This is a genomic window from Streptomyces sp. E11-3 (assembly GCF_046540415.1).
GTDB lineage: Bacteria > Actinomycetota > Actinomycetes > Streptomycetales > Streptomycetaceae > Streptomyces.
The window spans coordinates 1,197,011-1,209,874 of sequence record NZ_JAZGRL010000002.1 but is presented as its reverse complement, the minus strand read 5'-3'; the positions used below and the strand labels follow the sequence as shown (position 1 = coordinate 1,209,874).

Genomic DNA, 12,864 nt, shown 5'->3' with positions numbered 1-12,864 from the left:
ATTGACATGATCATGAAGTGTCATGAGCCTGGCGTCTGTGCACAACAGTGCCGGACAACTGCAAGGGGGGCTCATGAGACGACGAAGAGCTAGAGCGATCCTCGCCACGGGCGCGTTACTGCTCGCGGGACTGGTCGCCGCACCCATGGCCGAAGCCAGGCAGGCGCCGACCGGCGAGGCCACAGACGCCGTCGACACAGCCGACGCGGTGAAGGTCTTCGAGGCCGACATCACCAAGGAACAGATACCCCTGCTCATCGAGGCCGGTCAGGACACCCACGAACTGGCCGAACAGCCGCCCGCACGCGGCACCGCGCGCGTGGAGCTCTATCTCACCGACGCCCAGGCCGACAAGCTCGAGAAAAAGGGCGTCGACCTCGCGGAGCACAAGGTCTCCGCGGCCACCCAGCGCGACCTGGCGGCCCAGGGCGACGGCGTCTTCCGCCCGTACTCGGGCAAGGGCGGCCTGAAGGAGGAGATCGTCAAGACCGGTCAGGCCCACCCGGACCTGACCAAGGTGGTCTCCATCGGCAAGACCCTCCAGGGCCAGGACATCCTGGCGCTCAAGGTCACCAAGAAGGCCAGGAAGACCAGGGACGGGTCCAAGCCGTCGGTGCTGTACCTCTCCAGCCAGCACGCCCGCGAGTGGATCACACCCGAGATGACCCGCCGCCTGATGCACCACTACCTGGACGGCTACGGCAAGGACCGGCGGATCACCCAGCTCGTCGACTCGACCGAGCTGTGGTTCGTGCTCACCGCGAACCCGGACGGGTACGACTTCACCCACGCGCCCGACGGCGACCGCCAGTGGCGCAAGAACATGCGCGACATCAACGGCGACGGCGAGATCACCACCGGCGACGGCGTCGACCTCAACCGCAACTTCGCCTACAAGTGGGGCTACGACAACGAGGGTTCGTCCGCCAGCCCGTCGTCGGAGACCTATCGGGGCAGCGGCCCGCTCTCGGAGCCCGAGACCAAGGCGATGGACCGCTTCCAGAAGCGGATCGGCTTCGAGTACGCCATCAACTACCACTCGGCGGCCGAACTGATCCTCTACGGAGTCGGCTGGCAGGTCGCCACCCCGAGCCCCGACGACGTACTGCTCAAAGCACTCGCCGGGACACCGGAGAACCCCGCGGTCCCCGGCTACCGCCCGCAGTTGTCCTCCGAGCTCTACATCACCAACGGCGACTCCGACGGACACGCGAGCAACGTCAACGGCACCATGATGTTCACCCCGGAGATGTCCACCTGTCGGACCGCCTCCAACGTGGACCCGGACGACGCCTGGGAGCCCGGTGACTGCGCCTCCATCTTCACCTTCCCCGACGACGAGAAGCTGATCCAGCAGGAGGTCGCCAAGAACCTCCCCTTCGCGCTCGCCGTCGCCGAGACCGCCGCGCACCCCGACCAGCCGTCGTCGCCGGTCGGCATCGAGGCACCCGACTTCACGGTCGACGCCTTCGACGCGTCGTACGCCCGCGGCACCGCCCAGGAAGTGGCGGTCACCGCACGTAAGTCGGTCCGTGCCAAGCGACTCAACTACCGGGTCAACGACGGTCGTACGCACCGGGTGAAGCTCCGGGCCTGGAAGGGCGGCCGGACCTTCGGCGGCGACGACAACCACTACTTCGACCAGTACCGGGCCAAGATCAGGAAGGCCAGGCCGGGGGACGAGGTCGAGGTCTGGTTCTCCGGCAGAGCCAAGCGGAAGGGGAGGGTCTCCAGCGAGCACTTCACCTACACCGTGGCCGAGCGGTCCAAGGCGAACACCCTGGTCATCGCCGAGGAAGGCGCCAAGGCCCAGCACGCTCAGAAGTACGTCGACGCGCTCAAGGCCAACGGTCGCAGCGCCATCGTCTGGGACGTCGCCACGCAGGGCACCCCGCACCCGCTCGGCGTGCTGAGCCACTTCCCCGCCGTCGTCCACTACACCGGCGACCCGGCTCCCGGCGGCGACACCACGCTGGCCCTGCGCGCCTATCTGAACGAGGGCGGCAAGCTGATCCAGGCCGGCGAGCGGGCCGGCGGCAATGTGACTATCGGCCGCGCGAACACCGACGACTTCGCGCAGTACTACCTGGGCGCGTACGAACGACTCGCCGCATCCGGCGCCGACAGCTTCGCCGGCGACGGGGCCCTGGACGGGGCGAGCACTCCGCTCGGGGACGCCGACGGCAACCCGCTGGACAGCGCGGGCCGCTACCGGGTGACATCGGACAGTCTGCCGCCGTCGGACTTCCCGCAGTTCAGCAGCGAGGCCGCGGGCTCCTACCCGAGCCTGCCCAACCCGTACGCGCCGTACGAAGGCGAGGGCATGGCCTCGGCCACCCACAGCGACCGCGACTGGCAGCGGCTGACCCGTACCGTCGACCTCACCGGTGTGAGCGCCGCCGACGCACCCGAACTGCGGCTCGCGCTCAACTGGAACATCGAGCCCGGCTACGACCACGGCGTGCTCGAAGCGCACACCGAGGGTGCCCAGGACTGGACCACGCTGCCCGACCAGGGCGGCAAGACCTCGGCCGAGGTGCCCGTGGAGTGCGAGGCCGGGTACTTCATGGCCGGGCACCCCTTCCTGACCCACTACCTCACACGGACCGCCGACGGCTGCACTGCCGGGGGGACCAGTGGCGGCTGGAACAGCTTCACCGGCTCGTCCGACGGCTGGCAGCAGGTGTCCTTCGACCTGAGCGCGTACGCCGGCAAGAAGGTCGAGCTGGCGCTCAGCTACGTCACCGACCCGGCGTTCGGCGGCCGCGGCCTCTTCGCCGACAACGCGCGGCTGGCCGTCGGCGGCGAGGTGCGCGAGACGGAGGGCTTCGAGGGGGCGCTCGGCTCCTGGGCCGTCGCCGACGCACCTGCCGGCAGTCCGCTCGTCACAGGAGATTGGGCCAGCACCGGCGAGCTGTACCAGTCCCATGCGGCGGTCACGGCGCGTAACAGCGTGCTGCTCGGATTCGGGCTCGAACACGTCCCAGGGAGCGCTGAGCGCAATGTACTGATCGGTAACGCGCTGAGCTCTTTGCGACCCTGACTCTCCGTAGTCAGGGCCGCGGTCCCGGCGGTCCGTACCCGCGTCAGGGGTACGGGCCGCCGGTGACTCGTACGGGGCGGCACGATGTCACTCACAGGGCGCGGGAGAGGTAGGGTCGGAGTCGGTCGGGGACATCCCATACAGCTCGCCGGCGGACAGACCGGCGTACCAACGAGGAGATCGGTTCGTGACGATCCGCGTAGGCATCAATGGTTTTGGTCGTATCGGCCGCAACTACTTCCGGGCGCTCAAGGAGCAGGGTGCGGACATCGAGGTCGTTGCCGTCAACGACCTGGGTGACACCGCGACCACCGCTCACCTTCTGAAGTACGACACCATCCTCGGCCGCCTGAAGGCCGAGGTGTCGCACACCGCCGACACCATCACCGTCGACGGTCACACCATCAAGGTGCTCTCCGAGCGCAACCCGGCCGACATCCCCTGGGGTGAGCTGGGTGTCGACATCGTCATCGAGTCGACCGGCATCTTCACCAAGCGCGACGACGCCGCCAAGCACCTCGCCGGTGGCGCGAAGAAGGTCCTCATCTCGGCCCCGGCCAAGAACGAGGACATCACGATCGTGATGGGCGTCAACCAGGACCAGTACGACGCGGCCAACCACCACGTCATCTCCAACGCCTCCTGCACCACCAACTGCGTGGCGCCGATGGCCAAGGTTCTCCTGGAGAACTTCGGCATCGTCAAGGGCATGATGACGACGGTCCACGCCTACACCAACGACCAGCGCATCCTGGACTTCCCGCACTCCGACCTGCGTCGCGCCCGCGCCGCGGCGGAGAACATCATCCCGACCACCACCGGTGCCGCCAAGGCCACCGCCCTGGTGATCCCGGAGCTGGCGGGCAAGCTCGACGGCATCGCGATGCGCGTCCCGGTTCCGACCGGCTCCGTGACCGACCTGGTCATCGAGCTTGAGCGCGAGGTCACCAAGGACGAGGTCAACGCCGCGTTCCAGAAGGCCTCCGAGGGTCAGCTCAAGGGCATCCTCGAGTACACCGAGGACCCGATCGTGTCGTCGGACATCGTCAACTGGCCCGCTTCCTGCACCTTCGACTCCTCCCTGACCATGGTCCAGGGCAAGAGCGTCAAGGTCATCGGCTGGTACGACAACGAGTGGGGCTACTCGAACCGCCTCGTCGACCTCACCACCTTCGTCGGCGGCCAGCTCTGACCAGTTAGGGCAGGCACCTCGATGTGAGCAACAGGGCTCGGACAGCGCAACGCCGCGCGCCCCGGGCCCTGTTGCTTGTGTTTGACGCTTCCAAGGAGTCCACACCCATGAAGACGATCGACGAACTTCTCGCCGAAGGGGTCGCAGGCAAGCGGGTCTTCGTCCGCGCCGACCTCAATGTGCCGCTGGACGGCACCACCATCACCGACGACGGCCGGATCCGCGCCGTCCAGCCGACGGTGGCCAAGCTTGCCGAGGCCGGGGCGCGGGTCATCGTCGCCTCCCACCTGGGCCGCCCCAAGGGGGCCCCGGACCCGGCGTTCTCGCTTGCCCCGGCCGCGGGGCGGCTCGGTGAACTGCTCGGCGCCGACGTGGCGTTCGCGACCGACACGGTCGGCGCGTCCGCCCAGGCCACCGTCGCCGCGCTCACCGACGGCCAGGTCGCCGTCATCGAGAACCTGCGCTTCAACGCCGGTGAGACCGCCAAGGACGACGCCGAGCGCGGCGCCTTCGCGGACCAGCTCGCCGCCCTGGCCGACGTCTACGTGGGCGACGGTTTCGGCGCCGTACACCGCAAGCACGCCTCGGTCTTCGACCTCCCGGCGCGCCTCCCGCACGCCGCCGGCTTCCTGATCGCCACCGAGGTCGGCGTACTCAAGAAGCTCACCGAGGACGTCAAGCGCCCGTACGCGGTCGTGCTCGGCGGCGCCAAGGTCTCCGACAAGCTCGGTGTGATCGACCACCTCCTGGAGAAGGCCGACCGCATCCTGATCGGCGGCGGCATGGCGTACACCTTCCTCAAGGCCCTGGGTCACGAGGTCGGCATCTCGCTGCTCCAGGAAGACCAGGTCCCCGTGGTGAAGGAGTACCTGCAGCGCGCCAAGGAGCGCGGTGTGGAGTTCGTCCTCCCCGTCGACGTGCTGATCTCCACGGAGTTCCCGGACCTGAAGACCAAGGCGCCGGCCAACCCCACCACGGTCGCCGCGGACAAGATCCCGGCCGACCAGGAGGGTCTGGACATCGGCCCCGAGACCCGCAAGCTGTACGCATCGAAGCTCGCCGACGCCGAGACCGTCTTCTGGAACGGCCCGATGGGCGTCTTCGAGCACCCGGACTACGCCGAGGGCACCAAGGCGGTCGCCCAGGCGCTGCTTGACTCCCCGGCCTTCACGGTCGTCGGCGGTGGCGACTCCGCCGCGGCCGTGCGCCTGCTGGGCTTCGACGAGAACGCTTTTGGCCACATTTCGACCGGCGGCGGCGCCTCCCTCGAGTACCTCGAGGGCAAGACGCTCCCCGGCCTCGCCGCACTGGAGGACTGAGCACCACATGACCACCCGCACCCCGCTCATGGCGGGCAACTGGAAGATGAACCTCAACCACCTCGAGGCCATCGCCCACGTCCAGAAGCTCGCCTTCGCGCTCGCCGACAAGGACTACGAGGCCGTCGAGGTCGCCGTACTCCCGCCCTTCACCGACCTGCGCTCGGTGCAGACCCTGGTGGACGGCGACAAGCTCAAGATCAAGTACGGCGCCCAGGACATCTCGGCGCACGACTCCGGTGCCTACACCGGCGAGATCGCGGGCCCGATGCTGTCCAAGCTGAAGTGCACGTACGTGGCCATCGGCCACTCCGAGCGCCGCCAGTACCACGGCGAGAACGAAGAGATCTGCAACGCCAAGGTCAAGGCCGCCTACAAGCACGGGCTGACCCCGATCCTGTGCGTCGGCGAGGGCCTGGACATCCGCAAGGCGGGCCAGCAGGTCCCGTACACGCTGAACCAGCTCGACGGCGCCCTCAAGGACATCCCGTCCGACCAGGCCGAGACCATCGTGATCGCCTACGAGCCGGTGTGGGCCATCGGCACCGGCGAGGTCGCGACCCCCGAGGACGCCCAGGAGGTCTGCGGCGCGATCCGTGCCCGCCTCGCCGAGCTGTACTCGCAGGAGCTGGCCGACAAGGTCCGCATCCAGTACGGCGGCTCGGTCAAGTCCGGCAACGTCGCCGCGATCATGGCGCAGCCCGACGTGGACGGCGCGCTGATCGGTGGCGCGGCCCTGGACGCCGACGAGTTCGTCAAGATCGTCCGGTTCCGCGACCAGTGAGTATGCGGTAGCGGCGATACGTCGTACCCTTGCGGGGGCCGGGGCTTCTCTGCGGAGTCGCGGCCCCCGCGTTTGTGTTTGACTCAGGTTTCACTCAGTCCGAATAGCTCCGAGGAAGTTGGTCCAGCCGTGGTTATGGGGTTCTCGATCGCCCTGATCGTCTTCAGCCTGCTGCTGATGCTGCTGGTGCTGATGCACAAGGGGAAGGGCGGCGGCCTCTCCGACATGTTCGGTGGCGGAATGCAGTCCTCCGTAGGTGGCTCCTCGGTCGCCGAGCGGAACCTGGACCGGATCACGATCGTGGTCGGTCTGGTCTGGTTCGCCTGCATTGTGGTGCTTGGTCTGCTGATGAAGCTGGACAGCTGACGCTTCCTGCCGTACGGGTCGCACGCCCGGCCTTATCATGGGCGTGCGTCTCGTGGGTGAGGGTGTAACTCCTATCCCTGGACGCGCGTTGGGCCTTACGTAGACTGAGGCACCGCGGCGGAGCCGCCGTTGGACGCCGTGCAGCACCGTTACGCAGGGAGTTACGACTGTGGCAAGTGGCAACGCGATCCGTGGAAGCCGGGTCGGAGCGGGGCCGATGGGTGAGGCCGAGCGGGGCGAGTCCGCGCCGCGCCTGCGCATCTCCTTCTGGTGCTCCAACGGGCATGAGACGGTGCCGAGCTTCGCCAGCGACGCGCAGGTCCCCGACACCTGGGACTGCCCCCGCTGCGGATTCCCGGCGGGCCAGGACCGGGACAACCCACCGGATCCGCCGCGCACCGAGCCCTACAAGACCCACCTCGCCTATGTGCGGGAGCGACGCAGCGACGCTGACGGCGAGGCGATCCTCGCCGAGGCACTCGCGAAACTGCGCGGCGAGATTTAGAAGTCACCGTCCGGGGGGGCCCCCCCACCCCGGGGTGACGCCGGCCAGGGTTGACGAGGGGTGCCCCGGGGGGCCNTCGCGAAACTGCGCGGCGAGATTTAGAAGTCACCGTCCGGCCGGACACCCTAGCCAGGGTGTCCGGCCGGACTGTTATGCCTGGTTGACGCCGGGGTGCCCGCTGGGCCTCGACGCCGGTCTGCCCGCTGGGCCGGGTCGATTGTCAGTGGCACCCCCTACGGTTGTGAAGCACTGGACCGGAGGGGGGAGTTGTGACGACCGTCGAGGTGGTGAAGCCGCGGGCGCCCGCGTGGCGCGGAGGGTTCGGACGGCTGTGGACGGCCGCGGTCGTCTCGCAGTTCGGCGACGCGCTGCGGATGGCCGCGCTGCCGCTGCTCGCCGTATCGCTGACGGACAGGCCGATGCTGGTGGCGCTGGTGACGGCCTGCGGATTTCTGCCGTGGATTCTGTTCGGGCTGCTGGGCGGTGCCGTCGCCGACCGGGTCGACCAGCGGCGCGCGATGTGGGCCGTGGACGGGGTACGCGCCGCACTCGTCGCGGCCTTCGCCTTCGCCGTCGCGCTGGGCCACGCGTCGATAGCCCTGCTGATCGTGCTGGCGTTCACCCTCACCACCCTGCAGACCCTCTTCGACAACGCCGCCACGGCGCTGCTGCCGTCGCTGGTCGACAAGGAGGCGCTGGGCAGTGCCAACGCCAGGCTGCTGACCGGGCAGCGGCTCGCGGGTGGCATGATCGCCGCGCCGCTGGTGCCCCTGCTGCTGATCGTGGGCGACGCGGTGCCGTACGCGCTCGACGCGGCCACCTACCTGGTGGCGGCCCTGCTGATCGCCTCGCTACGCACCAAGGCGCCCGAGCGCCCTCCCAGGCCCGCGGGCAGCACACTGCGCGGGGAGATAGCCGACGGGTTGCGCACCCTGTGGCGGGACGGCGTGCTGCGCGCGCTGTGTGTCGGCACGACGCTGTGCAACATCGGCATGGGCGCGCTCATCGCCACCATCGTGCTGCACACCACCGGCTGGCTCGACGCGGGGACCAACGGGCACGCGGCGGCCATCACGGCCTATGCGGCGGCCGGTGTGGCCGGGGGATTGCTGGCCGGGCGCGCGGTGCCGCGGCTCGGGCGGATGCGGAGTGTGCTGGTCGCCGGGGTGGCGCAGACCGGCTGCCTGGTCGCCATCGGGTCGGTGCGCAGCCTGGGGGTGCTCATAGGCTGCCTGATGGTGTTCGGCTTCATGGGCTCGGTGTGGAGCGTGAACCAGGTGACGCTGATGCAGGAGCGCAGCCCCGCGGAGATGCTGGGCCGGGTCAGCTCGGCCTTTCGCACCCTGTCGATCGCCGGGACCCCGTTGGGCGCGCTGCTCGGCGGGGCGGTGGCCACGGCCTGGGGGCTGAACACCCCCGCGCTGCTCGCGGCTGGGTTCTTCGTCCTCGCGGTCACCGCCCTGCTACCCGGACTTAAGCCGCATGACGGGGGATGGACGCCTCGGACAGGCTCCTGATCAATTAGGTTGGGAGGGCAGCGGGGCAGGTACGCACGGAGAGAAGGCTGACGCACGAGATGACCACAGAAAGCCGTACCAGGCTCAATCAGATGCCCGAGTGGACGGCGCTGGGCAAGCACCGGGAGCAGTTGGGGGACACAGGGCTGCGCGAGCTGTTCGCCGCGGAGCCGAACCGTGCCGCCGAGCTCACGCTCCAGGTCGGTGACCTGCACATCGACTACTCCAAGCACCTGGTCACCGACGAGACACTGGGGCTGCTGCGGGAACTGGCCGCGGCGACGGACGTCTTCGGGCTGCGGGACGCCATGTTCCGCGGCGACAAGATCAACACCACCGAGGACCGGGCCGTGCTGCACACCGCGCTGCGCGCCCCGCGAGGCGCGGAGATCGAGACCGACGGGGTCGACGTGGTGCCCGCGGTGCACGCCGTGCTCGACAAGATGGGCACGTTCGCGCAGCGGGTCCGCGCTGGTGAGTGGACCGGCCACACCGGCAAGCCCATCAAGAACATCGTGAACATCGGCATCGGCGGCTCGGACCTGGGCCCTGCCATGGCGTACGAGGTGCTGCGCTCCTACACCGCACGCGACCTGACCCTCCGTTTCGTCTCGAACATCGACGGCGCCGATCTGCATGAGGCCGTCCGGGACCTGGACCCGGCCGAGACGCTGTTCATCATCGCCTCCAAGACGTTCACGACGATTGAGACGATCACCAACGCCACCTCGGCCAGGGACTGGCTGCTGACCGGGCTCGGGGCGGACCAGTCGGCCGTCGCCAAGCACTTCGTGGCGCTGTCGACGAACGCCGGGAAGGTCTCCGAGTTCGGCATCGACACGGCCAACATGTTCGAGTTCTGGGACTGGGTCGGCGGCCGCTACTCCTACGACTCGGCGATCGGCCTGTCGCTGATGATCGCCATCGGCCCGGACCGCTTCCGCGAGATGCTCGACGGTTTCCACCTGGTCGACGAGCACTTCCGTACCGCTCCCGCCGAGGAGAACGTCCCGCTGCTGCTCGGCCTGTTGGGTGTCTGGTACGGCGCGTTCCACGACGCCCAGTCGCACGCCGTGCTGCCGTACTCGCACTACCTGTCCAAGTTCACCGCCTATCTCCAGCAGCTGGACATGGAGTCCAACGGCAAGTCAGTGGACCGGGACGGCAACCCGGTGGACTGGCAGACCGGGCCCGTGGTGTGGGGTACGCCGGGCACCAACGGGCAGCACGCCTACTACCAGTTGATCCACCAGGGCACGAAGGTCATCCCGGCCGACTTCATCGGCTTCGCCGAGCCGGTCGCCGATCTGCTGCCTGGCCTGGTCGCCCAGCACGACCTGCTGATGGCCAACTTCTTCGCGCAGACCCAGGCGCTCGCCTTCGGCAAGACCGCCGACGAGGTGCGCGCCGAAGGGGCGCCCGAGGAGCTGGTCGCGCACAAGACGTTCCGCGGCGACCACCCCACGACCACGATCCTGGCGCGGGAGCTCACCCCCTCGGTACTCGGGCAGCTGATCGCGCTCTATGAGCACAAGGTGTTCGTCCAGGGCGCGATCTGGAACATCGACTCCTTCGACCAGTGGGGCGTCGAGCTCGGCAAGGTGCTCGCCAAGCGGGTCGAGCCCGCACTCACCGAGGGCGCCGAAGTACCGGGCCTGGACGCCTCCTCGCGGGCGCTGGTCGCCAAGTACCGCGAGCTGCGCGGCCGTTGACGTCAGCCGGGCTGCCTGACTCGCGCGACGGCGGGAGTCAGGCAGCCCCCGCTGAGGGTGTCACTGACTCGCGCGACGGCGGGAGTCAGGCAGCCCGCGCTGAGGGTGTCAGGCAGCCCGCAGTGAAGGTGTCAGGCGACCGCGCTGAGGGTGTCCGCGAGCCGTCGTCGGGCCGCGCGGGCCGCGGGCACGGCGGCGACCGCGGCCGCGCCCAGGACGGCGGTCGCGCCGCACAGCAGGAGCAGGCCGGGGGACGGGGCCCGGGCGATGCCCGCGCCGATGCCGCTCGACGCTCCCTGGGCGTCGATCAGCCAGCGCGCCAGCGGCACCCCGAGCACCGTACCCGCGAGCGTGGCGGCCAGGGCGGTACAGCCGGTCGCCACCATCGTGATCGCGGTGATCTGGCGAGGAGACAGCCCGATCGCCTTGAGCGCCAGCAGGTCACGCTCGCTGTCGCGCACCGTGCCGCCGACCGCGGTGAGCAGTTCGATCAGCCCGATCAGGGCCAGCACGGCGATCAGCCCGACGACGACCCCGCGCAGCGGCGACAGGCCGTCGGCCGGGTTGGTCACCGGATGGACGTCGAGCCGCCCGCGTGAGGCCTCGGTCAGCTCGGCGCCGACCGCACGCGGGTCCGCTCCGGGGCGCAGCTGGAGCTGGTACAGGCTCGGTCGCAGCTTGGCGTCGTTCTCGCGCAGGGTGTCCAGCGAGGTGGAGATGGTCCGGCCGCCGTTCTCCGGCTCGATGCTGCGCCCGACGATATGCAGGATCTGCGGGCGCCCGCCGACCGTGACCCGTACCCAGTCGCCGACCTTGATGTTCACCAGATCGAGCAGGCCCTGCCCGGCGACCGCCTCGTCGGGCCCCCGGGCCGGGCGCCCCTCGGCCAGCGAGAAGGGATACGGGTCCTGGCGGGTGCCGAGCCCGCGCAGGGCGACCGTGCCCGTCTGGCCGGGAACCAGCGCCGCCACCTGGACGCCCGGATGGACGGCGGTGACCTGGTCGTTCTCAGCGAGCAAAGCGCGCGTCCCGCGGTCGCCCAGCTCCTCGCCGCCGCGCACCGTGAGCGCGGCGGCGAGGCCGAGCTGCTCGGGCTCGCGGTGGAAGCGGTCGATGGTCGTCCAGGCGCTCAGCGCGACCACGATGAGCAGCAGCGGCAGCGTCAGCCGGGCGATCGTGGCCAGCGGGCGGGGCCGCCGGGCGAAGGCCTGGTGCCAGCCGAGTACCAGCGCGGGCGGCAGCCGCATCCCGAGCGCCCGGCGCGCCACACCCGACAGCCGCCCGGCCGGCGCCGCGGCGGCCCGCAGCACCGGAACCGGTGGCACCCGCCCCGCCCGCCAGGCCGCCAGCGCCGTCGTGGCGCCGATGAACAGCACCGCCGCCACCGGCACCCCGAACAGCGCGGCCGAGTGCCCCGGCAGCCCCTGCCACACCCCCACCGCGTCACCCAGCCGCCCCGGTATCCGGGTGCCGAGCGTCTGCGTCAGCGCCGCCGCGGCCACCGCGCCGAGGAGCGCGTAGACCAGATGCTGGATCAGGAAGATCCGCACCACCTGGCCGGGTGTGAAGCCGATGGCCTTCAGGACCGAGATGTCCCGGAGGTGACCGCGGATACGGGTGCCGATCGCGCCGTACACGGCGAGCGCGGCGGCGAGCAGCGCGCCAAGGCCGAAGAGGCCGAGCACCTGCCCGAGCAGCCGGTTGTCGCCCTGCGCCTCGGCCCGCGCCCGCTGCCAGTGCGAGACCTGGGTGACCTCGCCCGCGCCGAGCGCGGTGACGGCGCGCTGTACGGCGTAGTCCGTGTCGTCGGGGTCGGCCAGGCGCAGTCCGATGACCTGGCCCGAGCGCCCTTCGGCCTGTTGGACGGCGCGCGGCGTCGCCCATACGGTGCCGGCCCGTTCGCCGGGGCTGTAGCGGGTCTCGGCGGTGTCGGCGATACCCCGCACGGTGAGGGTCCGCTCGGTGCCGGGCAGGGTGAGGGTGTCACCGGGCTCGGCCCAGAGCTCCCGGGCCAGGCCGCTTTCCAGGACGACACCGTCCGGGTCACCGGGGTTCAGCCACTGGCCGGAGGCGAGCACGGGGCGGCCGGTCGTGGGCGGCTCGGCGCCGACGGCGCGCAGTTCGACCGAGGCGCGGGCGCCGCGCGACTCGACGGTGGCGGCAGCGGTGCGGTACGGGCCCGACACCGACGCGACGCCGTCCAGCGAGGCCAGCCGGCCCGCGTCGGCGGACTGCCCCGTGTGAATCCAGACATGGGCACCCTGGGACTGCGTGAACACCCGCTGCCAGGGGTTGGTCGCGTAGCCGAACAGCGCCGCGGCCAGCAGGAGCGAGGCGACGATCCCGGCGGTGGCCAGCACGATGAACAGGGCCTCGCCGCGGTGGCGTCGTAGATCGGCATGCGCCCAGCGCAGCGTCGCCCGCAC

The 12,864-nt window shown here is 70.1% G+C and carries 9 protein-coding genes; 8 read left to right on the top strand and 1 reads right to left on the bottom strand.

Features of this window, described 5'->3' with window-relative positions; all coding sequences use genetic code 11:
- Positions 1-73: 73 nt before the first annotated feature.
- The 8 genes from U9R90_RS24415 to pgi all read left to right on the top strand — a co-directional run bounded on the left by U9R90_RS24415 (position 74) and on the right by pgi (position 10,438).
- Positions 74-3,043 (top strand): M14 family zinc carboxypeptidase, encoded by a 2,970-nt coding sequence (locus tag U9R90_RS24415; protein WP_411058801.1) that lies wholly within the window; start codon positions 74-76, stop codon positions 3,041-3,043.
- 187 nt (positions 3,044-3,230) lie between these two features.
- Positions 3,231-4,235 (top strand): type I glyceraldehyde-3-phosphate dehydrogenase, encoded by a 1,005-nt coding sequence (gene gap / locus U9R90_RS24410; RefSeq protein WP_411058800.1) that lies wholly within the window; start codon positions 3,231-3,233, stop codon positions 4,233-4,235.
- Positions 4,236-4,342: 107 nt separating this feature from the next.
- Entirely contained in the window at positions 4,343-5,554 is a 1,212-nt protein-coding gene (locus U9R90_RS24405) for a phosphoglycerate kinase (RefSeq protein WP_411058799.1), read from the top strand.
- A 7-nt stretch (positions 5,555-5,561) separates the two neighbouring features.
- Complete coding sequence (gene tpiA / locus U9R90_RS24400; protein ID WP_411058798.1) at positions 5,562-6,338, top strand: triose-phosphate isomerase; 777 nt, start codon at positions 5,562-5,564, stop codon at positions 6,336-6,338.
- Between the two features lie 135 nt (positions 6,339-6,473).
- Positions 6,474-6,704, top strand: coding sequence for a preprotein translocase subunit SecG (gene secG, locus U9R90_RS24395; RefSeq protein ID WP_411058797.1), 231 nt, complete (start codon positions 6,474-6,476; stop codon positions 6,702-6,704).
- A gap of 169 nt (positions 6,705-6,873) precedes the next feature.
- On the top strand, positions 6,874-7,209 hold the full coding sequence (locus U9R90_RS24390; RefSeq protein WP_078077905.1) for an RNA polymerase-binding protein RbpA: 336 nt from the start codon (positions 6,874-6,876) through the stop codon (positions 7,207-7,209).
- A gap of 269 nt (positions 7,210-7,478) precedes the next feature.
- Positions 7,479-8,726, top strand: a complete 1,248-nt coding sequence (locus U9R90_RS24385; RefSeq protein WP_411058796.1) for an MFS transporter — start codon at positions 7,479-7,481, stop codon at positions 8,724-8,726.
- A 59-nt stretch (positions 8,727-8,785) separates the two neighbouring features.
- Positions 8,786-10,438, top strand: a complete 1,653-nt coding sequence (gene pgi / locus U9R90_RS24380) for a glucose-6-phosphate isomerase (protein WP_411058795.1) — start codon at positions 8,786-8,788, stop codon at positions 10,436-10,438.
- A 131-nt stretch (positions 10,439-10,569) separates the two neighbouring features.
- On the opposite strand, the gene U9R90_RS24375 is transcribed toward pgi, so the two are convergent.
- The gene (locus U9R90_RS24375; protein ID WP_411058794.1) at positions 10,570-12,864 is read right to left on the bottom strand and encodes an ABC transporter permease; all 2,295 of its coding nucleotides are present in this window, start codon (positions 12,862-12,864) and stop codon (positions 10,570-10,572) included.